This is a genomic window from Eudoraea adriatica DSM 19308 (assembly GCF_000382125.1).
Taxonomy (GTDB): domain Bacteria; phylum Bacteroidota; class Bacteroidia; order Flavobacteriales; family Flavobacteriaceae; genus Eudoraea; species Eudoraea adriatica.
This window is the reverse complement of the sequence record NZ_KB907548.1, coordinates 352,342-376,941: the sequence shown is the minus strand read 5'-3', so window position 1 is coordinate 376,941 and position 24,600 is coordinate 352,342. Positions and strand designations below refer to the sequence as shown.

General features: G+C 37.3%; 20 protein-coding genes. 16 read left to right on the top strand and 4 right to left on the bottom strand.

Going from position 1 to position 24,600, the window contains the following annotated elements; translation table 11 throughout:
• The first annotated feature begins 23 nt into the window (after positions 1-23).
• The 12 genes from G504_RS0108730 (at position 24) to G504_RS0108675 (ending at position 15,194) form a co-directional block, all read left to right on the top strand.
• Positions 24-1,115 (top strand): amidohydrolase family protein, encoded by a 1,092-nt coding sequence (locus G504_RS0108730; RefSeq protein ID WP_019669785.1) that lies wholly within the window; start codon positions 24-26, stop codon positions 1,113-1,115.
• Positions 1,116-1,308: 193 nt separating this feature from the next.
• Positions 1,309-1,797: an RNA polymerase sigma factor gene (locus G504_RS0108725; protein ID WP_019669784.1), complete on the top strand. Its 489-nt coding sequence runs from the start codon at positions 1,309-1,311 to the stop codon at positions 1,795-1,797.
• Between the two features lie 3 nt (positions 1,798-1,800).
• Positions 1,801-2,397, top strand: a complete 597-nt coding sequence (locus G504_RS0108720; protein WP_019669783.1) for a hypothetical protein — start codon at positions 1,801-1,803, stop codon at positions 2,395-2,397.
• Between the two features lie 149 nt (positions 2,398-2,546).
• Positions 2,547-4,715 (top strand): DUF5916 domain-containing protein, encoded by a 2,169-nt coding sequence (locus G504_RS0108715; protein ID WP_019669782.1) that lies wholly within the window; start codon positions 2,547-2,549, stop codon positions 4,713-4,715.
• A 135-nt stretch (positions 4,716-4,850) separates the two neighbouring features.
• Entirely contained in the window at positions 4,851-6,182 is a 1,332-nt protein-coding gene (locus G504_RS0108710) for a Gfo/Idh/MocA family protein (protein WP_019669781.1), read from the top strand.
• Positions 6,183-6,312: 130 nt separating this feature from the next.
• Positions 6,313-7,869: a T9SS type B sorting domain-containing protein gene (locus G504_RS0108705; protein ID WP_157473162.1), complete on the top strand. Its 1,557-nt coding sequence runs from the start codon at positions 6,313-6,315 to the stop codon at positions 7,867-7,869.
• 198 nt (positions 7,870-8,067) lie between these two features.
• Positions 8,068-8,721, top strand: a complete 654-nt coding sequence (locus G504_RS0108700; RefSeq protein ID WP_019669779.1) for a class I SAM-dependent methyltransferase — start codon at positions 8,068-8,070, stop codon at positions 8,719-8,721.
• A gap of 61 nt (positions 8,722-8,782) precedes the next feature.
• Positions 8,783-9,298, top strand: a complete 516-nt coding sequence (locus tag G504_RS0108695; RefSeq protein ID WP_019669778.1) for a DUF4251 domain-containing protein — start codon at positions 8,783-8,785, stop codon at positions 9,296-9,298.
• A 58-nt stretch (positions 9,299-9,356) separates the two neighbouring features.
• Positions 9,357-10,061 (top strand): protein-L-isoaspartate(D-aspartate) O-methyltransferase, encoded by a 705-nt coding sequence (locus tag G504_RS0108690; protein ID WP_019669777.1) that lies wholly within the window; start codon positions 9,357-9,359, stop codon positions 10,059-10,061.
• 903 nt (positions 10,062-10,964) lie between these two features.
• Positions 10,965-13,067: an elongation factor G gene (locus tag G504_RS0108685; RefSeq protein ID WP_019669776.1), complete on the top strand. Its 2,103-nt coding sequence runs from the start codon at positions 10,965-10,967 to the stop codon at positions 13,065-13,067.
• A gap of 220 nt (positions 13,068-13,287) precedes the next feature.
• A complete protein-coding gene (locus G504_RS0108680) occupies positions 13,288-14,754 on the top strand; it encodes a membrane dipeptidase (protein WP_019669775.1) in 1,467 nt (488 codons plus the stop codon).
• Between the two features lie 218 nt (positions 14,755-14,972).
• Complete coding sequence (locus tag G504_RS0108675; protein ID WP_019669774.1) at positions 14,973-15,194, top strand: glutathione S-transferase family protein; 222 nt, start codon at positions 14,973-14,975, stop codon at positions 15,192-15,194.
• 57 nt (positions 15,195-15,251) lie between these two features.
• Here the strand turns inward: G504_RS0108675 and G504_RS0108670 are convergent, their stop codons facing one another.
• Together G504_RS0108670 and G504_RS0108665 are read right to left on the bottom strand one after the other, a co-directional pair.
• Entirely contained in the window at positions 15,252-15,860 is a 609-nt protein-coding gene (locus G504_RS0108670) for a hypothetical protein (protein WP_157473147.1), read from the bottom strand.
• A 133-nt stretch (positions 15,861-15,993) separates the two neighbouring features.
• Positions 15,994-17,244: a mechanosensitive ion channel family protein gene (locus G504_RS0108665; RefSeq protein WP_019669772.1), complete on the bottom strand. Its 1,251-nt coding sequence runs from the start codon at positions 17,242-17,244 to the stop codon at positions 15,994-15,996.
• A gap of 254 nt (positions 17,245-17,498) precedes the next feature.
• Here G504_RS0108665 and G504_RS0108660 point away from each other — a divergent pair, with 254 nt between their 5' ends.
• The 3 genes from G504_RS0108660 (at position 17,499) to G504_RS0108650 (ending at position 19,393) form a co-directional block, all read left to right on the top strand.
• Positions 17,499-18,248 carry an SDR family oxidoreductase gene (locus G504_RS0108660; protein ID WP_019669771.1) on the top strand — a complete coding sequence of 250 codons (750 nt, stop codon included), beginning with the start codon at positions 17,499-17,501 and terminating at the stop codon, positions 18,246-18,248.
• A gap of 262 nt (positions 18,249-18,510) precedes the next feature.
• Positions 18,511-19,011, top strand: coding sequence for a hypothetical protein (locus G504_RS0108655; RefSeq protein WP_019669770.1), 501 nt, complete (start codon positions 18,511-18,513; stop codon positions 19,009-19,011).
• Between the two features lie 10 nt (positions 19,012-19,021).
• Entirely contained in the window at positions 19,022-19,393 is a 372-nt protein-coding gene (locus G504_RS0108650; protein WP_019669769.1) for a GerW family sporulation protein, read from the top strand.
• A gap of 96 nt (positions 19,394-19,489) precedes the next feature.
• Here the strand turns inward: G504_RS0108650 and G504_RS0108645 are convergent, their stop codons facing one another.
• Positions 19,490-20,983, bottom strand: a complete 1,494-nt coding sequence (locus tag G504_RS0108645; RefSeq protein ID WP_019669768.1) for an aminotransferase class V-fold PLP-dependent enzyme — start codon at positions 20,981-20,983, stop codon at positions 19,490-19,492.
• Between the two features lie 226 nt (positions 20,984-21,209).
• Positions 21,210-23,402, bottom strand: coding sequence for an amino acid permease (locus G504_RS0108640; protein ID WP_019669767.1), 2,193 nt, complete (start codon positions 23,400-23,402; stop codon positions 21,210-21,212).
• A 229-nt stretch (positions 23,403-23,631) separates the two neighbouring features.
• Between G504_RS0108640 and G504_RS0108635 the strand changes: the two genes are divergently transcribed.
• Entirely contained in the window at positions 23,632-24,558 is a 927-nt protein-coding gene (locus tag G504_RS0108635) for a nuclear transport factor 2 family protein (RefSeq protein ID WP_026348472.1), read from the top strand.
• Positions 24,559-24,600: the final 42 nt, after the last annotated feature.

Here is a 24,600-nt window from a genome sequence, read left to right as displayed (position 1 = left end):
AAGAACACGAAAAAAACAACTGAATGAACAAAATTAAAATCCAGCTGCTTACTTTAACTCTTTTTGCATTTTTAATGCAGGGGCATTCTCAGGAAATGAGTTTTGAAGAGTATAACCCTAAATCTACATTAGTGGTTCCTGAAAATATAGTGGAAAAGGCCAGTTTTCCGTTTATTGACATACACAGTCATCATTTTCAAATGGCTACCCAGGATTTGTCTGAGTTAATTTCCTCAATGGATAATATGAATATGGCAGTTATGGTTAATTTAAGCGGTGGATCCGGGGAAGGTCTTAAAAATATGATGGATAATATAAACCGGAATTATCCAAACAGGTTTGTAGTTTTTGCAAATGTAAATTTTGACGGTGTAGGTAATCCCGATTGGGCAGACAATGCAGTGAGACAATTGGAACAGGATGTCAAAAATGGCGCTAAAGGATTAAAAATATATAAAAGTCTGGGGTTAAGAAATAAAGATATTGAAGGAAATAGAATACGTATTGATGACCGTCGTCTGGACCCTGTTTGGGCCAAATGCGGGGAATTAGGAATTCCTGTGCTTATCCACGCTGCAGATCCAAAGTCCTTCTGGGATCCAATGGATAGTGATAATGAAAGATGGTTGGAACTAAAAACACGACCAAGAAGGAAACGGTCAGCAGATAATCCTGCACCATGGGAGCAAATAATTGGGGAGCAGCACAATATGTTTAAAAGACATCCACAGACCAAATTCATCAATGCCCATATGGGATGGTATGCAAATAATTTGCAAAAGCTAGCCGAACTTATGGAAGAAATGCCAAATATGTATGTAGGAATTGGAGCGGTGATAGCAGAGCTTGGCAGACAACCTCGAAACGCACATAATTTTTTTATAAATTACCAGGACCGAATTTTATTCGGTAAAGACAGTTATCAGCCGGAGGAGTTTCCAACTTATTTCAGGGTCCTGGAAACAGCAGACGAATATTTTCCATACTACAAAAAATATCATGCTTTCTGGGCTATGTATGGGCTCAATCTCCCTGACGAGGTATTGAAAAAAGTATATTATAAAAATGCATTAAAACTATTGCCAGGTTTGGATCAAAGTTTGTTTGACAACTAAAATATTTTGTTTCCGAATGAAGTGAAAATTGGTATGCAAAGTCTGTCTTGCAGATAAATTCTTTTCACAACCTTATTTCAAATCCCGTTTTTGCCGGTACTCCGGATAAAAGTAATTCGCATCTCAATAAAAATTCAATAAATGTGTGATTATTTTGGTCATAAGCCTACTAACTATAAAGAAGGTATAAAAAATGGGTAAAGAAGAATCGTTTACCAGGATAATCAGGGAAAATGAAGGCGTGATTTTTAAAATCAGCACCATCTATACGCAAAGCGAACAGGACCAGAAAGATTTATATCAGGAAATTGTTTATCAATTGTGGAAGTCTTTTGATTCTTTTAGAAATGAATCCAAAATTAGTACCTGGATGTATCGGGTTGCTTTAAATACAGCAATTAGTCAATTAAATAAAAGCAAAAAACATTCGAGTAACACTGGTCTTGATAGGGTTATTCTTAAACAAACAGACAATTATGATGCAGAATTTGAAAACCGATTAAAAATTGTTTATGAACATATTCACCAATTAAACATACTTGAAAAGGGCTTAATACTGCTTCTGCTGGACGGTAAAAAGTACGGGGAGATTTCGGAGATTACGGGTTTGAGCATTACTAATGTGGGGACCCGGATTTCCAGAATCAAGCAAAAATTGAAATCAAGAATATTAAAAAAATAAGATATGGAGATAGAAGAACTTCAATCAGTTTGGTCAGAAATGAGTGATCAATTAGAGAAGCAAAAAAAACTAACCAATGAACTAATTATGGAAATGACACAGAACAGATACACTACTAAGTTTGATAAGCTCACATTTTATGAAACACTAGGAGCAGTGATATGTTTTGTTATGGCCATATATTTATTGGTAAACATCACTAAATTAGATACCTGGTATCTTCTTTCCTGCGGAATATTCACAATAGCTTTCCTGATAATTTTACCCGTAATTACTCTGGGGTTATTAGGGAAGATAAAACGAATAAATATTGCAAAAAATAGCTTTAAGGAGACTATTGTAAGTTTTACAAAAACAAGGAATCAGTTATTACTTATGCAAAGGGTTGGAATATATCTGAGCTTTATTTTAGTATTTACTTGCTTGCCTGTATTTAGCAAAATCATGAAAAATAAAGATCTCTTTTTACAAACCAGCACCTTGATTATATATCTGCCCGTAATGGGGATATTTATGTTTTTCTTTTCGAGGTGGGGTTACAGATGCTACAGGAACATCACAAATTCTGCAGAAAATATTCTTAAGGAACTGGAAACGTAAAATAGGCGCAGTATTTTTTTGTGAATTTTGATATGTTCTAACCCGGTTTAAAAATCATTAAGCTTGTATGCCGGAAACCGTATATCTTTTATTACTTTAGATGTTGGGCAGGTGATCCGGAATTCTGATGGATTCAACAGACCAGCAGTATGAAAAAGTTCCCTTTTATATTAGTTCTCTTATCCTTACTACTGCAACTTAATGCCCAAAAAAAGAACGAAAAATTTCGTTTGAATATTCGCAAAACTAATTTACCAGTAAAAATTGATGGCATAGCCGATGACGAAGCCTGGGAAGAAACTGATGTGGCTAAAGATTTTTTTATGGTATTACCCATGGATACAGACAAGGCCTCAGATAAATCAGAAATTCGAATGACCTATGATGACACCAATATTTACCTGGTAGCCACTTTCTATAATAGTGTTCCCGGACGTTATTTTGTGGAGTCGATGAGACGGGATTTTTCGTTTGGAAAGAATGATAATTTCCTATTGTTCATTGATCCTTTCAATAACCAGACTACAGGGTTTTCCTTTGGTTCCAATGCCGCCGGGGCTCAGTGGGATGGTACCATGTCTGCCGGTGGCAGTGTTGATCTTAATTGGGACAGTAAATGGATTTCCGCCGTTACCAGGGACGAGGATAAATGGATTTTTGAAATGGCCCTTCCTTTTAAATCCATAAGATATGAAGATGGGGTTAAAGAATGGGGTATAAACTTCAGCCGGCTACATTTGGCAACCAGTGAAAAATCAAGCTGGACCCCAATACCAAGACAATTTCCAACTGCGTCACTTGCATATACAGGAGTATTGGTTTGGGATGAACCCCCTCCGACTCCGCGTTTTAATTTTTCTTTAATTCCATATGTGTTGGGACAAACAACTTATGATTTAGATGGAACTACAGACTATGAGACTAAAGTAGGTGGAGATATAAAAGTAAGTCTGTCCTCCTCCTTAAATCTGGACCTGACTATAAATCCGGACTTTTCTCAGGTAGAAGTAGACAGACAGGTTACGAATCTGGATAGATTTGAACTCTTCTTTCCGGAACGACGGCAATTCTTTCTCGAAAATGCAGATTTATTCGCAAACTTCGGTTACGCTACTATCAGACCTTTCTTTTCAAGGAGAATAGGACTGGGTATTCCAATAAACGGTGGTTTAAGGCTTAGCGGAAACCTGGGTGAAAAATGGCGTTTGGGTGTCATGGACATTCAAACTGCAAAGGATGAAGCAACGGGCCTCCCGGGTCAAAATTTTGGTGTGATTAGTCTTCAGCGACAAGTATTTAGCCGATCTAGCATAGGATTGCTTTTTGTAAATAAGGAATCAACTAATTATCCGCAGGATAATGACTCGCTGCGCACTGTCTATCCAAAATTTAACCGCAACCTGGGATTGGAATATAATTTGGCCTCACCTGACAACTTGTGGAATGGAAAAGCCTTTGTGCTAAAATCCTTTACGCCGGATAAACAGGGAAACGGAATTACACAAGCTGCTAACATTGAATACAAAAGCAGGAAATGGAATTGGGGCATAAAAGAGGAATATGTGGATAGTACATACACAGCAGAAGTTGGTTTTGTACCCAGAAAGGGGTATTTTAATTTCAGTGCATTTTTAGGCCATTTATGGTTTCCTAAAAAAGGTCCGGTAGTAAGTCATGGACCGGTTGGAAAATTAAATTATTTTTTCAACGAGAAAATAAGGGAAACAGATCATCAGAATATACTGGAATACCAGGTTAACTTTCGTAACCGAAGCAGTTTAAGTCTGGAAGGGCTAAATGAGTATGTAGAATTGCTGGCACCTTTTGATCCGACAGGGACCGGTAAAGATTCCCTTGCCACAGGAACCAAACATCGTTGGAATGCCTTCAGATTTGCATATAATTCCAGACCACAAAGTATGTTTACCTATTCGGCCGGTGGAAGATATGGGGGCTACTACGAAGATGGTATACGAACAAGCATCATAAGCGAATTGGGCTATCGTTTCCAGCCATACGTTAGTCTAAGCTCCAATATTAGTTATAATAACATCAAATTGCCGGAACCATGGAATACCACAGAATTTTGGTTAATAGGTTCTGAGATAGATATTACTTTCACCAATAAACTATTTTTTGCCAACTTATTTCAATATAATGAACAATCAAAGAACTTCAATCTTAACTCAAGGCTTCAATGGCGTTATAGTCCGGCTTCGGATTTGTTTATTGTTTACACCAACAATGAATTATTGGCACCTTTTGAGGGTAGGGTATGGTCAATTACATTAAAACTAACATACTGGTTTAACAAATAAGGTTTAAGTCTGCAATTGCATTAAATCAATACTCAGACAGGTTTGAATTATAGCTTTACATGACTAATTATTAAATTTTTTCTCGTAATTTAATAGCTAATTCTAACCATTTCATAAATAGCAAAATTACCGATCATGAAAGGCAAAAAACTAAATTCTAAATCAATAGAGGAGCACAAAAAATCAAACCTCACTCGTAGAAAATTTATTCGAAACTCTGCCCTTACGCTGGGAGCAATTTCAATTGTACCACGCCATGTTTTAGGAAAAGGTTTTGTTGCCCCAAGTGATAAAGTAAACCTCGGTTTTATAGGTTTGGGTAAGCAGAGCAGGGGGCTTGCTTCACGATTTGTTGAGAATACAAATGCGCAAATTGTAGCCGGTTGTGATGTCTGGACAACTAAAAATGCGTGGTTCAAAGGTCATGTTGAAAAGGTATATGCAGAACATCGAAACCAATCCAACTATAATAGCATTAGCACTTATCTGGAATATAAAGAACTTCTGGATCAGCCGGAAATAGATGCTGTTGTCATTGCAACCCCGGACCATTGGCATGCTATGCAGTCTATTGACGCCATGAAAGCCGGAAAAGATGTATTTTGTGAAAAGCCTTTGACACATACCCTGAAGGAAGGTTCCGATATGGTTAAATGGGCTAAAAAAACGGGTAAGATTGTCCAAACCGGAAGTATGCAGCGCTCATGGGACAATTTTAGAAAAGCCTGCGAACTGGTCAGGAATGGTTACCTGGGAGATATTCAGAAAATCCTGGTAAATGTAGGTGATCCTGCAAAGCCTTATGATTTAACTGCAGAGCCAACGCCGGAGGAAGTAAATTGGAATAATTGGTGCGGTCCGGCTCCCCTTTTGAGCTATAATCATCGGATGGCTCCTTCAAATAATGATGTCGATTTCTGGCCAGACTGGCGCCTGTATCAGGAGATTGGTGGCGGTATTCTATGCGACTGGGGTGCACATATGTTCGATATCGTTCAATGGGCGTTAGGAATGGACAGAACCGGACCTGTGAAATTTGTGCCACCGGCCGATAGAAATGCAGTGCGTGGCTTAAAGATGTATTACGAAAATGGTATAGAAGTTGTTCATGAAGACTTTGAACGTGGATGGGGCGTTCGTTTTTATGGAACCGAAGGTAATATGGATGTCAGTCGAAGTTTTCTTGAAACTGACCCAGCGGGTATTCTAAATGTGGAATTAAAAGATACAGACACACGTTTATACAAAGTAAAAAAAGACCATTACCAGGATTGGCTAGATGCTATAAAAAACAGAACCCAACCTATCTGCGATGTTGAAACGGGCCATCGGTCTGCCAGTGTTTGTAATATAGCAAATATTGCCTACAGCCTTGGTGAAACCCTCAACTGGAATCCTGATAGCGAAAAATTTAAAGGTAACAGTGCCGCCAATAAGATGCGACACATGAAATACAGAAAATTTTAGCTTTCAGGCAACGACCTGATAAATGGTTCCTATTAAAACTTTAATGAAAATCTGAGCCTGAAAGTTTTGGTGTTTTTTTGAGACATACCTAAGATAAAGATCATATTTAATAATTCTGCTATCTTTAAAGGTGGATCTTCAAGTTGTACCATATAAAATTCTTATAAAAAAGTGCGCACTAAAAACACTTTGGACACTACTGTTTGGCACGCTCTCCAGCTTAACTGCCCAGGGACCTCCCGGGTGTACTATGTTGACTTCCCCTTCCAATGGTGAAACAGGGGTTTCCGTAAATACCCAGCTGCAATGGCAGGCAGTAGCAAACGCCACCCAATATTTCCTTTATATCGGTACAAATCCGGGAGGAACAGATATTTTAGATAGAGAACCTGTGGGTAGCAATCTTAACTATACACCTGCTACAAGCCTGATGCCCAGTACGGTCTATTATGTTACGATAATACCAAATAACAATAATGGCGATGCCCCAAATTGCATGGAGGAAAGTTTTACAACAGGACTTGCAAGTTCTATTCCGGGCTGTGTTACACTTTCTAACCCGGCAGTAGGTTCTTATGGAGTTCCCCCTAATACAAATATTAGCTGGACCGGGCGGCCGGAAGCTACAGGATATATTTTGAATATTGGTACAAGTGCCGGTTTAAATGACATATTACCCAATGAAGATGTAGGAAATGTTACGGCTTATAATCCCCCGGTTGATTTACCCCTTGAGCAACGTATTTATGTCACAATAATACCATATAACAGTGCTAATGAATCTCCGTCCTGTACTGAAGTTTCTTTTAGGACAAGAGGCAATAATCCGCCAATTTGTACCGAAATAATAGATCCGGTAGACGGAGGGGAATTTGTTTCAGTAACCGCAAATATTACCTGGATTAGAGATTTTAATGCCTCGGGTTACCTAATGACTATAGAGAAATCAGCCATTGGCGGTGTTAAGATACTTGACAATTTTGACGTAGGAGACGGAACCAATTATAAGCCTCCTGATTTTGAAGGTAATACCCTGTATTTTGTCCGCATTACACCCTATAATGATCTGGGAGTAGCACCAAATTGTCAGCCTATTTCTTTTACTACAGGTGCAGCACCAGTACCTCCGGATTGTACCAAACTCGTAAACCCAAAAAATGGTGCAGCTAATATTAATGTAAACTCCAACTTAGAATGGGAATCTGTGAGTAATGTTCAGGGGTATATTCTATCCGTTGGTACTTTTCCGGGGGGATTTGATATAGTTGATGCTCAGGATGTAGGCAATTCAACCAATTACGGCTTTGAACAGCCCCTACCTGAGGGCAGTACTATTTACGTAAGAATTATTCCATACAGATTAAATTTACAGGCAGAAAATTGCCCGGAGGAATCCTTTACAACAACTGGTTTTCAGACCGAACCGGATGAATTGCCAGTCCCTAAATTTTTTACACCGAACAATGATGGTTTTAATGACCAGTGGATAGTTTCATCAACACCGGAAATTGAAGTCAGAACAATACATATATTTAACCGGTATGGCCAATTATTGAAACAATTATTTCCGGATCAGGGATGGGATGGAAGCTTTAATGGAAAACCCCTGGCATCCGATTCTTATTGGTATCGGATTGAAACTACAGAGGGCAATGCACTGGTAGGCTTTTTTATGCTAAAACGATAGGGATCCTTCTGTTTTCTCATGAAAATATATTTCAGTTATAAAAAATCATGGTGAACAATGAAATAATGTCCCCGGAATAGTGTGCATTTTTAACTATATTGTTTTACTCCTCTCCAATTGCATAAAGTACAAAATTGTACCAGCAGAATTATGAGAATATTAGGAGTCTTATACTAATGAAAATACTACCTTACATAAATGCGAAATAAAGCCATTGCGATAGGTTTTCTTTTAATGCTGTTCTTCATTCCGGGTCTGTATGGCCAATATTCAGAGAGTGAATGGAAAGACAGGGATGAATGGATGAAAGTCATGGATATTTTTGAAATGGCCGGGGTGGAGAAGGGAAATGTTGTTGCAGACATAGGCTGCCATCAGGGCTATATGAGCATTAGGCTTGCAAAATATATTGGTGAGACCGGGCAAGTATATTCTGTAGATGTACGGGAAGACCGATTGGATAGATTAAATGATATTGCTAAAGAAAGAGGCATAAGAAATATCCATACTATTTTGGGAGATTATAACGATCCCAAATTACCGGAACAAAGCATAGATGTAGCTTTTATTATTGATGCCTACCATGAAATGAAAGACTACAGACAAATCCTCCTGAATGTAAAAAAAGCCCTGAAACCAGATGGCCGCATATTGGTACTGGAAAAACTGAAAAGCGAAATGACAGGAAAATCCAGGCAAGAGCAAACTTTGGCGCATACTATTTCACCAGGATATGTGCAAAATGAATTGAAGGAAGCCGGTTTTAGCGGCATTCAAAAGGAAAATGACCTTGGGTTTTGGGAAGAAGATCCGGATAAAAGGATATGGGTGTTACTGGCAGTTCTTCCTTGAAAATCAGTTTTTTGTATCTTGTAAATAGAAATACTTATTTTTTTAACTTAAAGTTTTAGCTGTGAAAAACATTTTTCTCAAAACAATAATTTTGATATTGGTTACTTCAACTTTGACCGCTCAAAAAAAGGATGAAAAGCATCAAAAAAAGGAAGACCAAAAAAATACAGCATATAATGTTATGCAGGAACTGATTGATTCCGGTAATTATCTGTTCGATCCAAACTACATTTCTACAGGAATAACATTAGCAACAATACCAAATCGTTTTATAGTCAAAGATGGAGAAGTTGATATAGATTTACCATTTTTTGGCACAGCAAGAGGGGCCGGGGGCTATAATACCAACTCCGGTATCACCTACAAAGGGGTTCCGGATAAATACAGTGTAAAATATATTGATAAGAAAAGACGGTCCATTATTAAAATAGGAGTACGCAGCGGTTCAGAGCGCCACGATATTACTCTTACTGTAGGCTATGGCGGACAGACCACTGTAAAAGTAATAAGCAGTGCGCGGTCTTCAATAAATTATATTGGGTATTTGAAGCCAATAAAAGAAGAAAATATTAACTAAATTATCTGTTTAGCTGTACTGGAATTCTTACTATTCTAAATTGACATCAGTGAAAACAATGAGATTTATATTTAAAGTACTTGTCCTGGGTATAATTTACCTGTTTGCAACATTTAGTCATAGCCAAATAAACTTTAAGCAATTACGGGAAAACATGATAAAGGAACAGCTGTTGGCAAGAGACATAAACGATCCGGCTACTTTAAACGCAATGCGAAATGTTCCCAGACATGAGTTTGTACCTGCCAAAATGCAACCGTATGCATATACAGACAATCCATTGTCTATAGGAATGGGGCAGACCATTTCCCAGCCTTATATCGTAGCTTACATGACCCAGATTCTGAAATTAAAAAAGCACCACCGTGTTTTGGAAGTCGGTACCGGATCTGGCTACCAGGCAGCCATATTGGGACAAATAGTAGATTCTGTATACACCATTGAAATTGTTGAGGTATTGGCTATAACCGCTAAAAACAGACTTTCTGCATTAGGGTATGACAATATTCATGTAAAATCCGGTGATGGATATCTTGGTTGGCCCGAGAAAGGACCTTTCGATGCAATAATAGTTACCGCGGGAGCAGAGGAAATTCCTGAGCCACTTTTGAAACAACTAAAGGAAGGAGGGAGTATGATTATTCCTGTCGGACCACACAATGGAGTGAGGGAATTACTGCTGATAACGAATAAATCGGGGAAAATTAAAACCAAGGCGGTTATGGCTGTGAGATTTGTTCCTCTCACCAGAAAGGATAATTGATAGTAAATGAACATAAAAAAAGGAGGTTAATTACTATTACCTCCTTCGTTAAATCTCCGCCGGCTTAATCGGGCCGGATCCTTTCTTTTCGCTACCGTACATAATTTCTGCTTTCTGTCCAGCGAACTCGTTTGCTATCCTTAAGATTGGAGAAGTATGAAAACCTTCTTGAATCTGTTGGTGAATGTTGTAGTAAATGTCTCATTTCTTTTATTTTTAATGTTTTCTTACTTTTTATTTTACTATCCAGCTATTAGATAGTATAGTGTCTTACTTCAGCCCAGCGTACCCTTTTGCTGTTTTTAAAATTAGAAAAGAACGTGTGCCTTCTGGATTCTGTTGGTGTCTGCTTGATAAAATGCCTCATGATTGTTCGCTTTTAAATTAATATTAATTGGTATAGTTTCTTGCTTCTGACCAGCGTACTCTCTTGCTGTTCTTAAAATTAGAAAAGAATGAATACCTTCTTGATTCTGTTGGTGTTTGATTGCTAAAATTTCTCATCGTTTATATTTTTTAAAGTTGATAGTGTTTTTTTCCTTTTTAATTGTAAATCTTAATGATCTACAACTAATAGACGACAAGAAATAATTTTTGTTACAGTACTATGTATAAAATAGTACCGTTTTATACAATTTTTAACAATTGATAGGGGTAGCATAAAATAAAAACATACTTATTTACTTGTTATAGAGCATTTTAGTATATAATCTTTTTTTAATAATTAATTCGGTTAAAATTTGAATTTGGGAACAGACCTATAAAAAAGATGAAAAAGTTAAGGATAAAAAGCAATTAAAACTTATCTTGTAGTAACTCGTCAAACTAAAACCTAACAAAAGTCATATGCTATATTTTATATCCATATTAGATTTATGATTTTATTCCCAAAAACAAGGACATATGAAAATATATGATGACAAACACATTAAAAATGTGGTATTCGTAGGAGCGCATAATAGTGGTAAAACTACGCTTGCCGAAACCATGCTCTTCGAAGCCGGTCTTATTAACAGGAGAGGAACGGTTGAAACACAAAATACGGTTTCAGATTATCATGAAATTGAACATGAGCGGGGCACTTCGGTATATGCAACACCACTTCATACCGAATGGCGTAACTACAAGATAAACATAATAGACACCCCGGGTTTGGATGATTTTGTAGGAGAAATTATATCTTCTATTCGTGTGGCAGATACAATTGTTACAGTTTTAAATGCCCAGCACGGTGTGGAAATTGGAACTGAAATAATCTGGAATTATGTTAATAACTATTCTAAGCCCACACTTTTTGTTGTTAATCAAATAGACCATGCAAATGCAAATTTTGAGAACTCGTTTAAAGGGGTAAGGGAGCTCGTAGGCAACAATGCGGTAATTATTCAATATCCATTGATTATTGATGGCGCACAATGCATTATTGATGTTCTTAAAATGAAATGCTATAAATTTTCACCTGAAGGGGGAAAACCGGAAAAATTGCCAATTCCGGAAAACCAAAAAGAGAGGGCTGATGAATTGCACAATGAACTTGTTGAAAAAGCTGCGGAGAATGACGAGGAATTACTGGAGCTATTCTTTGAGAAAGGCACCCTCAATGAAGATGAAATGCGCGTAGGTATTAAAGCAGGAATGCTAAATCACGAACTGTTCCCGGTTTTCTGTGTTTCTGCACTAAATGATATGGGTAGCGGCAGACTAATGGGCTTCATAGATAACGTAGCACCGGCTGCAGCCGACTTAAAACCGGAGCAAACCGTAGAGGGGGATGTACTGGTTCGTAAAAAAGAAGCACCAACGGCTTTATTTGTATTTAAAACTGTTTATCAACCCAGTTTGGGACAAATCTCCTTCTTTAAAGTAAAATCGGGGGAAGTTAAGGCAAATGATAAATTGGTAAATTCCAGAACTGGTGAGACGGAAATACTAAATCATCTTTATATTATGGATGGTAAAAAACGAGAATCAGTTCCAAAATTGGAAGTAGGTGATATTGGAGCGACATTAAAACTCAAAAGTACAGAGACCAATGATACCCTGCATATGCCAGGGGAGTCAATTACTATTAAACCTATACAATACCCGGAACCAAGAACGCGTAAGTCCGTATCGGCAGTGAAAAAGAATGAGGAGGAAAAACTTAGTGATGCTCTGAAGAAGATCCATAGTCAGGATCCAACAGTTGTGATTGAATTTTCAAAGGAACTAAAGCAATTAATTTTAGGTTGCCAGGGGGAATTGCATTTGGCAACTATTAAATGGACATTGGACAATATCTATGGAGTTGAAGCTCAATTTGAAGCTCCAAAAATTCCATATAGAGAAACCATACAAAGAGCATCGAACGCTAATTACAGGCATAAGAAGCAATCGGGAGGTGCGGGTCAGTTTGCACAGGTACACCTTAAAATAGAACCCTGGTATGAAGGGATGCCTGAACCGGAAGGGTTTAATATCAGAGGCAAGGAAGAAGTTGATCTTCCCTGGGGGGGTAAGTTGGTATTCTATAATTGTATAGTAGGAGGCGTCATAGATATACGTTATCTGCCATCCATTAAAAAAGGTATTTTAGAGGTAATGGAATCAGGACCGCTTACAGGCTCTTATATACGCGATGTTCGTGTAATGGTTTATGACGGCAAAATGCATTCTGTAGACTCTAACGATATCGCTTTCAAAATAGCAGGGGCGCATGCTTTTAAGGAAGCTTTTCTAAATGCCAAACCTAAACTTTTGGAACCCATACAGGAATTAACCGTTAAAGTACCCGAAGAAATGGTTGGTAATGTTATGACGGATTTACAATCAAGAAGGTCTATCATTCAGGGAATTGACAGCATAGATCACTATCAGATTCTGAAGTGTGCAGTACCTCAGTCCGAGCTTTACGGTTATTCAACCAATTTAAGGTCTCTAACTCAGGGGAAAGCAACATTTAATTCAGCTTTTTCCTCTTTCAAGGCGGTTCCGAATAATATTCAGGCCAACCTGGTTAAAAATTAAGCAGGTCTTTAGGTTTAAAAAAAGCCATGTCGTTAAATTTCAGGCGATATGGCTTTTTTATCTATAATTTAAATTGAAAATCAATATCATAGGATTTGAGCTCTTATTGTAAACGCAAATCATACATAATATCTGCTTACTGATACATTACTATTTTGCAATTCAGCGAAATGTAATAATTTTCTGTAATTTAATTTACGAGATTTAGTTCCTGGCAACAATGCATTTTAATGATGAGTATATTGATTTTCACTGTCACCCTTCCTTAAAACCGTTTGGAAAAAGCTTCAATTATACGCCTAAGGGAATTCATATAGGCCATAGGAGTAGCAAACGAAGTATTTGGCACTATGATCCTCCTTCCATTACCGATAAATTATTAAACTACTTCACCGGACTTACCAAATTTTCCCAGGCAAACTTTACAAGCCTTGCTAAAGGCGGAGTGGGCATTGTATGCGTATCGCTTTATCCATTGGAAAAATGGTTTGTGAGAAACAAAATGAACAGTGAATTATTACTGGATCTTGCTTCAAATTTTGCATTAGGAGTAGGGGGTAAGCGTGTTGATTATTTACAAGGGATAACCGATTATTTTAGGGATCTGGAAACTCAGTACGATTTTTACAGGCAATTGGATGGTAAAATAGTGCGGCTGCCGGAAGGTAAGTTTCGCTATAAACTGGTCAATAGTTTTACTGAAATTCAGAAAATAAAGAATGAAAATAAATCCGGATCAAAAGTACACACCATATGCGTTATCTTGAGTATTGAAGGATTACATGTACTCAACACCGGCCTGAGGCAGTCTTATAGTGAGGTTGAAGTACTGACAAATCTTGAGAAAATAAAAAATTGGGGATTTCGCCCTTTTTTCATCACAATTGCCCATCACTTTTGGAATCAATTATGTGGCCATTCTGAAAGCCTGTCTGGAATAATATTGAAATTTGCAGATCAAACTGAAGGACTTAACCAGGGATTTACCCCTTTAGGAAGAAAAGTATTGGAGAGACTCGTTGATGATACCGATAATAAAAGAATCATACCAGACATTAAGCATATGAGTGTTCAGGCAAGAAAAGAATACTATCAAATACTTGATTCAGGAAACCCGAATTTTAAGAATCTTCCGGTAATAGCAAGCCATGCGGCTTGTAATGGTCTTAAATCTTTCGACGATCCGCTTCCGGCAAACCCCAAAACTGCCAGCAAGCTAAATCCTGTTGCTATTAATCTTTTTGATGAAGAAATTATACGTATAGCCAAAAGCAAGGGTATAATAGGACTACAGCTTGATGAGCGTAGAATTGTCAATAAAAAGACACTAAAGAAGACAAAAAAATCATTAAAGCGAAACAAAATAATGCACTATCGCTCAGAATTATTGTGGAATCAGATACAGCATATTGCCGAAGTACTGGATGCTGAAGGCCTTTTTGCCTGGGGCTGTATGGCAATAGGATCAGATTTTGACGGTATAATAGATTCACTAAACGGATTCTGGACCGCCGAAGAATTACCTTTTTTGGCAGATTTCCTTGAACGCCATGCCTACAATTATATGTTAGCGCACAACCTGGTCAACGCCGTGAATGTTATACCTGCAGACGAAATAATTACCAGGTTAATGTCTGCTAATGGGAAAACTATTTTACAAGAATATTTTATTAAAGTTCAAAATTAATCCTCAAAAACCCAGATTCGAAATCTGAAATTGAAATAAATATGTTTAAACATATGTTAAAGCCATTAGACAATATAATAGAATTTATAAATTTATGCACCCGAAATAGGGCTATTGCATAACTAAATTGTCTATTTTTTGGAATTTATAAAATAATAGGGCTATTTTGAGTAAGGAATAAATAATCATTCCTTCTAATAACAAAGATTAAAGATACTATGGATATAATTGAGAAGGCAAGGTCGTTTGAACAGCGTAAATGGACCAAACTTACAACCAATGACCGTATTGTGGCTTCAAGGGAAGCAAAGTCACTTATTTTAGGCTTAAATGAACTGTACAAGCAGAATCAGGATGCGGCGATAATGGAGCTCATGAAGCGATTAACTGCCCTTAAACAAAAATTAGAAAAAAGACTAAAAGGCAGGCCGGAAATTTAATATTTCCAATGCAGTTTTGACCGACCTGTTTTTTGATAATATGGTTAATGTCAAAAACTACTCTTTATTAACCTGTTCCATTAACAGATCATAGGTGTTCAGATTAGTAAACAGTTTTCCGTCAAGATTTACTATAGGAGAAGTGAGTGAGTCTATTGGTGTTTCTTTTCCAAACGCAGCTTGTAGTTGCTCCTTAATTTTAGGTTTTTCGTCGAGGTTAACTAGATTGAAGAGATACTTACTTCCACTTAATCGAATTAGCAGACTATCACATAGATCACATGTTTCCGGGACATAAACCGTTATTTGTTTAGGCGGCTTAATCTTGATTTGTTCAGATTCTTTTATCAATGCCCTGGCAGACAAACTATCGTTCACCTCTAGCTTATAAGTATACGAAGGTTTCTTATCCCTAAAAAGAACTATGGTCTTCATATGTACTTTTGAAGCGGCAGGAACCCTTATAAACCTTGGTCTTGCTCTACTTTGCCTGAAATTTGTTCCGGTTAGCGAGAACATTACATCAAGGTCTTGTGCATTAACATTAACTGCATAAAATGCGATGCGATTAGGAATTTCTTCGGTGATTATTTCAATCTTTTTATCCTGAGCACTACCATTTACCATTGTAAACAGAAAGCCGAGAAACAATAATTTTTTATACACAGCTATTTTTTTAGAAAATACAAGATAGACAAATATTCCTGTGTACTCAGAACTGAATCTCTGGATTTGGATTTTTATAAAGATTAGGGAATCTTTAAATTTCTTTTACAAAAAAATAATATTTCTGATGGGTCTAGGTACCATCCTTTTGAATTGAAGTGGGTAATTCATAGACTTCAAGATCAAAATAGGTGACAGCAGCCAGCAAATGATCAAATATATCCGACATTATATATTCATAGTTCTTCCATCTTTTGTCACTACTAAAAACATAAACCTCTATGGGAATACCTTGCGGGGTTGGTGCAAGTTGTCTTGTCATCATGGTCATATTTTTGTTCAGCGCGCTATGATTACTCAGATAGGACTCCATATATTTCCTGAAAACACCAATGTTGGTTAGATTTCTACCATTCACAAGAAGTGATTTATCAATATTGTTTTCCTGGTTATACTTTGCTATTTTTTCATTTCTCAAATTCAAATAATCATGTAAAAGTTGTATTTCTTTTAACTTATTAACTTCACTGGGGGTTAAAAATTTTATATTCTTCTGCTTAATAATTAAAGCTCGTTTTATTCTCCGACCACCGGACTCTTGCATCCCTCTCCAATTCTTAAAAGAGTCTGTAATTAAGGCATAAGTGGGTATTGTTGTTATTGTCTTATCAAAATTCTGAATTTTAACCGTAGCCAGGCTAATTTCTATCAGATCGCCATCAGCCCCATATTTTTCAAAGGTGATCCAATCCCCGATTCTAACCATATCATTCATACTTACCTGAATACTTGCAACCAGCCCAAGAATGGAATCCTTAAATAATAAAAGTAATACAGCTGAGGCTGCTCCCAGAGCTGTGAAAAACTTCCAGATAGACGTATCTGTAATAATTGCAAAAATGGTCAAAATGGCCATGATCCAGCCAATTATCATAAAAACCTGTATATAACTATCAATAGGCTTATCCTGGTAGCGTGGTAGTGTTTTAAGGTAGTCCCTCAAACTTCGTAAAATGCTTTTTGCAATGTTCAGGATTAGAATAATGGCTAGAATATTTGTAAACTTCAAAGCCATTCCTCCCAAATAATCAAAGTCTGCAAAAACCACAGGAATCAACTCTATAGCCAGTAGCAACGGGAAGACATTTGCCAATAATCTGTGGAGCTTATTTGTAATTGCAATGTCGTCCAGGTTGGTTTTTGTCCTTCTGGCAAAAAGTACAGAGACCCTCTGTATGACCTTTTTAATTACAAAATGAAGGATGCCAACTACAATTAACGTGGTCAGCAACAGTCCAATTAAATTTAAATACCTTGCAATAGATTCAGATATCCCTGTTTCAATTAAATAGTCATATAAAAAATGGGCAGGATCATTGTTCATAGCACTTCCGTGTTTGTGCAAAATTGCATTCAATTTTTTATTTATTATGCTTAATAAACTTTCTTTAATCCGGTATTCTCAAAATACCTTTATCTATAAAGATTAAAAAGGGAAACATGGATCAATAGGGCAATTGTAAAAAGAATAGACATAATAGTGAAAGGCGGAAACGATGAGTGGGGTTTAAGTGTCACTTAAAAGTTGGATTTATAATAGATTCTCAATACTTTCACTAGTACATAGTGCAAATTTAAATGAATTTAAAAGGACAGAATATTCTGGTTACCGGGGCTTCCAGGGGCATAGGGAAGTCAATTGCCATTCACTTACTTGAAGCTAATGCCCGGGTAGGGGTACATTACAACAGCAGCCGAACTGAAGCTGATAATGTAAAGCTTAAATATTCAAAAGCCGAAACTTTCCAGGCAAACCTCTCCAAATCCGATGAAGTAGAATTACTTTTTAAACGAGCGATTGAACAATTAGGGAAATTAGATACCATTGTACTGAACGCCGGTATATTTTTGCCCCAGTCAACAGAAGGTACCACTGAGGATTGGCTTGATAACTGGCGGCTAACCATGGCCATTAACCTTGAATCAGCAGGTCTGCTTACAAAATTAGGGATAGAATATTTTAAAAAACAAGGTGGAGGACGATTCATTTACATTGGAAGCAGGGCTGCCTTCCGTGGTGAAACGGAGGAATATCTTGCATATGCGGCCTCTAAAGGGGGGCTAACCTCGCTTTCACGAACTGTAGCCAGATCTTTTGGCAGATACAACATTAAATCATTTGTTGTTGCTCCAGGATTCACCCGAACAGAAATGGCAGAAGATGCAATTCGCAAATATGGTGAAACAAATATACTTAGTGAATTGGCCTTAAATGAAATAACCACTCCCGAAGATATAGCCCCGGTTGTAGTACTTATGTGCAGCGGCCAGATGGACCATGCCACAGGTTCTACTATAGATATCAATGCCGGGAGTTATATTAGGTGAAAACCATTAATTACAGTAAATACTATGTATGTTTTGATATAATGCTTAGAATTTCTTCTCTTCTAAGGTATATTATAGACCCCTTTCATAAAGAAAATCATCCGATTCTTTGAATTGCAATCATGATGGGTTGAGATACTTTAATCAGTTACTTTCAATGAACAAATTAATCTGTAAAATTTTCATGGGATAGTTGCATTGCAATGATTCAAATCATTGTCAAAAAACAAATGATGTTTTTCCTTTGCATAAAAATAAAACGATGCTCTGGGTTGTATTAGGCTTACTCCTGCTTTTGTTTATCCTTTATCTTTTATTTGTTCCCCTGGATATTGTAATAAACATGGCTAAAAAGCAATACTTCGTTCGAATTTTGGGATTGGTTAAAGTCGCCGTAGAAGGGCACGAAACAGAATTTTTACGGATAAGGCTAAACACATTATTTACCAGGTTTTATTTCTATCCGCTAAGAAAAAAGGAAAAGGAGCAAAAGAAAAAAGTTGAAAAAAAATCCGGCAGGAGGAGAGATATCAAATCAAATTTTAAAGGAGGGCTACAAGTACTAAAATCTTTTAAAGTGAAAAAATTACTGGTAGATATTGATACAGGAGATTGCATTGAAAACGCAAAACTTTATCCTGCATTTGCTTTTTTGAATCACCATGTTGGCACTTTTCAAGTAAATTTTGATGGAAGAGTGAACATGGTTTTACACCTGCAAAGCCGACCTATTAGCATTATAAGATCATTTATTAACTTTTAAAAAATTTATCATGGAATTACATTTTGAAGAATTTTTGGGTAAAATCACAGATTTTATCAAAACTGAAGCAAAAACTGAAACTGTTATTGGCGAACAATTTCAATTAGGCGAATTTAAATGCATACCTGTTATTAAGGTAGGTATGGGATTTGGATCCGGCGGAGGAGAAGGCATGGAAGCCAAAGCCAAAAAAGGTCAGGGCATGGGTGCCGGAGCAGGAATGGGTATTGAACCTATTGGGTTTTTAGTAACTAAAGATGACGAGATATCATTTATAGAAGCAGGTAAATCCCATGGTTTAGCTGCCGCTTTTGAAAAAGTTCCGGATTTAATTAACAAGTATGTGGAAACCATAAATAAGAAAGAAGAAGAAATGGCTTAAAATAGCCCAAACGATGATCAGCCAAAACATCTGCTAAGTCTGACTTAGTAATTAACTGAGTAGGTTTCTATTGTTAAAAAAGGACCCTACTCAGTTTTATTTTATATTAAACCAATCTGCTGTAATGGTTTTTTCTATGGGTTCCTTGTCCCTAAATACAAATTCATTCTTCATACTATTGTATTCATAATCTTTGCCCCATTCTTTATGTTGCAAAGCCACTTGTTTAATAGCTTCACAGATAAAATCTATTTCCCGATCAGTCATTATCGGATGTACGGACATACGCACCCAACCCGGACGTTCAATAAGGCAGCCTTCAAGGATTTTTTGTTCAATTGCTTTGGATGTCGATAGATCGACATTTAATAAATAATGACCGTAGGTTCCTGCACAGGAACAGCCACCTCGGGTCTGTATACCATACCTGTCATTGAGTATTTTTACAACCAAATTATAGTGTGCATCATCTATAAAAAAAGAAATAACCCCTAATCGATCCTTATGTCTTTGGGCCAGTATATGTATATTCTCTATATGGGATAATTCTTTAAATATTTTGTCAACGATCTCATGTTCCCTTGCTAAAATGTTATCAGTTCCCATTTCTTCTTTCAGACGTATTGCTAATGCTGTCTTTATGGTCTGCAGAAAACCCGGGGTACCCCCGTCTTCTCTGGTTTCTATATCATCTATATAATCATGATCTCCCCAGGGGTTTGTGTAGGCTACTGTTCCACCTCCCGGATTGTCCGGAACTAAATTTTTGTACAATTTTTTATTAAAAATCAGAATCCCCGAAGCTCCCGGTCCGCCCAGAAATTTATGTGGAGAAAAGAAAATAGCGTCTAAATAGGCATCTTTATCTTTTGGATGCATATTTATTGGCACATATGGTGCAGAGCAGGCAAAGTCCACAAAACACAATCCGTTATAACGATGTATTAACCTGGCAACCTCATAGTAATCCGTTACAATACCTGTCACATTTGAGCAAGCGGTGACGGAAGCAATTTTTATAGGATGTTTTTCATATTTCAAAAGCAATTCCTTAAAACTATCTAAACAAATCAAGCCTTCAGAATTACAAGGTATTACTTCTACATGTGCGATTGTTTCTAACCAGGAGGTTTGGTTGGAATGATGCTCCATGTGAGATATAAAAACAATAGGTCTTATAGCATCAGGGATCTTTGTATGCTCTTTCAGGTTTTCAGAAACTTTTAATCCTAAAATTCTTTGAAATTTATTTATTGCACCTGTCATTCCCGTACCGACAGTTATTAAAACATCTTCCGCAGAAGCGTTTACGTGATTTTTAATAATATTCCTGGCATCTTTATAGGCCAGCGTCATGGCCGAGCCGGTTACTGAGGTTTCGGTATGCGTATTAGCCACATAAGGGCCAATCTGATGCAGCAATTTTTCTTCAATAGGACGGTATAACCTTCCGCTGGCAATCCAGTCCGCATAGATGATTTTTTTCTTACCAAAAGGCGATTCAAAACTTTGATCTACCCCAACAACTTGATTTCTAAAAGGTTGAAAATATGTTTCTAATGTATCTGGCGCTTTTAAAGTGGCTTTCATTTGTAATAGCTATTAAACCCTTCGTGTTTTATCTGTAAAATATAAACAGCATAAATAACGAGAATTAAAGATATTAAAACATTAGGACATCAATGAGAAACATATCAATTTTTAGTTGTAAAGGTGGTTAAGACAAGAAATAAACTAATCAACTAGTATAACGGGAACAATTTTAGATTTTTTATCCGAAAATAACAGCAACCATTAGCAGCCAACCTAAAAAAAATTATGCAAGTATGCTTTCATGTCCGGAATCCTTAACAAACAGACAGGAACTGTTTGTACTCAGGGTCATTTCCTGAACAAATTCAAATCTTAAATTTTCCTGCATTCCAAAAATATTAAGGTCGGCCGAAGGTGCATTTGCTGCCATATCCTTAAAATTCCCGACCCGAACTTCGGTAAGTGTTTCTGGCAAGCGTGCCAGATTAATCAACAAATTCAGGAAGTTCTGGGCGTTCTCTCTTTCTTCTTCATCTTTAATAACTATTATCAGGCGAATTCTTGCATCCCAGTTTTTTTTAAGCTTATAAGCTATTAAAATAGATAGGTCTAAATTACCAATATCCCATCCAATATCCCAGTTGTCAGTTCTGTCACTTACCCAAACATTAATCATATTTCTTCTCCCTAATAAAGCGGTGGGATGGGAAGAATACAATAAAACTCCAATTTCCAGGCGGATAGATTCTTTTATTACAGGCCTTATCTCCGTTTCGTAATCATCGTGCTGCTGAAGGTTCAAAAAAACTATATTAGGCCTGAAGAAAGCTCCTTTCAAAGCCTGATTGCCGTAATTAACACCTTTGGCAAAATCATCAGTATTAATTACCGTCCAGGAAGAGAATACATCTTTAATTCTAAAAGCTTCTGAAAGAGAAGAAAGTTCCTCAGCCAGGTTGGAATTCGCTCCATTGGGTTCAATACCTACCAGTTTTATTGATCCTTTTGGTTTGGCAATGTTCCGTAGAAACTGAAAATTACCCTTGGCACCCGTAACATCCCTAACCGGGACCATTAAATTTGGTTTCCATGCTCGTTGCTGCATCGTTTTCATACCCCAGGTATGTTTTGCAGCCCATTCTGCAAACGAAACAAAAAGACCAGACCTAACGTCCTCAAAAGGAGTCTCAATGTGCTGGCGGGACAGGAACCAATAAACTACAAAAACAATACTTATCGAGATTAGACTTATCGTTGGATTAATAATAAACATAGCTAATACCGAGGACGTCAACCCAATGTAGGGCACCCATTTGTTAATCTTGAACAAAGGTCGATAACTTATTAAACCAAGGTTTTGCTCTATTATTACTACAATATTGATCATAGCATAAGTGATAAGAAAGAAGAGGGTTACCAGAGGCGCAACTGCGTTTAAGTCGCGCAATAGCATTGTAATAAAAATCATAATCCCTGTAACGATCATTGCATTTCTGGGCTGACCATTGGCACTTTGCCCTGCCAGAAATTTTCCATATGGCAATACCCGATGTTCCCCCATCGCAAAAAGGATACGGGAGGAACCCACGAGCGATGCGAGAGCTGAAGAGAAGGTAGCACCAAGGATTCCGGCAATCACAAATGGTCCAAAGTAGGACTTGTTAATTATGATATTATAGTTGGAGATAAGTTCCTGTTCAGAGGCAGAACGCGCCAACCAGAAGGCGAGTGACATATAGATAATGAAGCTTATCCCAATTGCCCATAATGTACCTAATGGAATACTCTTATTAGGATTCTTCAGTTCCCCGGACATGTTGGCACCCGCCATTATCCCGGTTGAAGCCGGAAAAAATACGGCAAATACAATCCAGAATGTACTTCCGCTAAAATCGTTTTCAGGTGAGCCTTTGAAATTACCCCATCGTATGGCCTCTTCTGTTGGAATAGTCATCGACCCATAATATGCAGCCATCACTATCGATACAAGGGAGAGAATAATAACACCCATTATAAAGAACTGGGTTTTAATGGCAAGATCTGCACTTATGTAGGCAATGGTTAACAAAACCCCAAACACAATTATATCCACTAAAAAGGGGCTATGGTCAGGGAAAATACCCAGCCAGCCTTCTCTAAATCCAAAAATATACATGGTAACTGCAAGGCCTTGAGAAACATATCGGGGAATACCAAGGCTGCCGCCTACTTCAAGGCCAAGTGCTTGAGAAATTATGGCGTAAGCACCTCCGGCACCTATTCGTATATTGGTTGTTATTGCCGACATGGAAAGAGCCGTGGTTAAGGTAATAAGGAATGAAATAATGATTATTAACCAGGCGCCCAAAAGACCGGCATTACCCACAACCCAACCCATTCTCAAATACATTATTACACCGAGAATAGTTAAAAGAGTAGGCGTAAATACGCCTGCGAAAGTCCCGAATTTCTTACTGCCGGCCGGCTTAGCTTCCATAGTACGATTTGTAATACTGAATTTGTGCAGAAGATAACAATTATGTGTCAATAATGGATAAATTCTGTCTTGACGAATTTCAGGAAAATTTTATTATCCACTCTTAATTTGGTCTTTCGATCAGTAAACTGATAGCTTGGGACATAAAATACAGGTGTTCGTCCTTTTAGGCTTGGCAGATCTTAGCAGATTATATTTTTTTGCAGCCATAACCATTAAAATTTCTAATATGAAAAATGTATTTTTTACTGCCTTAATGCTTTTTGTTGCTTTGGGATATTCTCAAAAGAACAATGGCAAAGTCTATAATGAACATCCGGCAATAGATGTTGTAAATGGAATGCTTGATGCTTTTTTTACTGGAGATACCGATAAGCTGGGTTCATATCTGGCTGATGATTTTAAATCCTACAATGGCACCAGCACCAATAAAGATGCCAAAGGGAACACCAAAGAAGAACTTATAGACCAATCCAAATATTGGAAAGAAAACCTGTCCTATGTTTCATTCAAGCCTACCCAGGGTGCTTATCCTGATGCTATAGAATACAAGGAAAGTGGCGTATGGGTACAGACCTGGAATCACTTAAAAGCAATGCACAATGAGACCGGCGTAAAAATTGACATGCCAACACACCGGCTATTTAAGTTGAATGATGATAACAAAATAGAAACCATGATCAATTATTATAATGAGCGTGTTTTCTGGGAGATTGGACAAAGTTTTGAAGATAGAAGAAATGGCATTATTTACAACCATCATGACAATATCAATACAGTTCGCAAGATGATGAGCGCCTTTGAGAATATGGACCTTGAAACGGCCTATAGTTTTTTTAAGGAAGATGCTCGTTTTAATTCTTTGGAGTTGCCAGATGGTGAGTCCTGGAGTCTTGAGGAAGTAAAAGAACGAAATAAGGAAATTATGGATGCTTTCGAAATAACAAGTATTGATGTCGTTGGCTATCCGGACTATCTGGAATATGATTTGCGTGATGGCAGAACTGTACAATCCTGGTGGAAGTTTAGAATGGTCAGAAAAGCTGACGGCAAAAAAATAATTCTGCCGGCCTTATATATTCATGACTTTAATGAAGAAGGGAAAATTATAAGGTCTAGCTCCTATATAAGTACCAAAGTATTGGACGCAAAATAAGTTAAACAACCTGAAAATAATAAAAGAGCGCTAAAAGCGCTC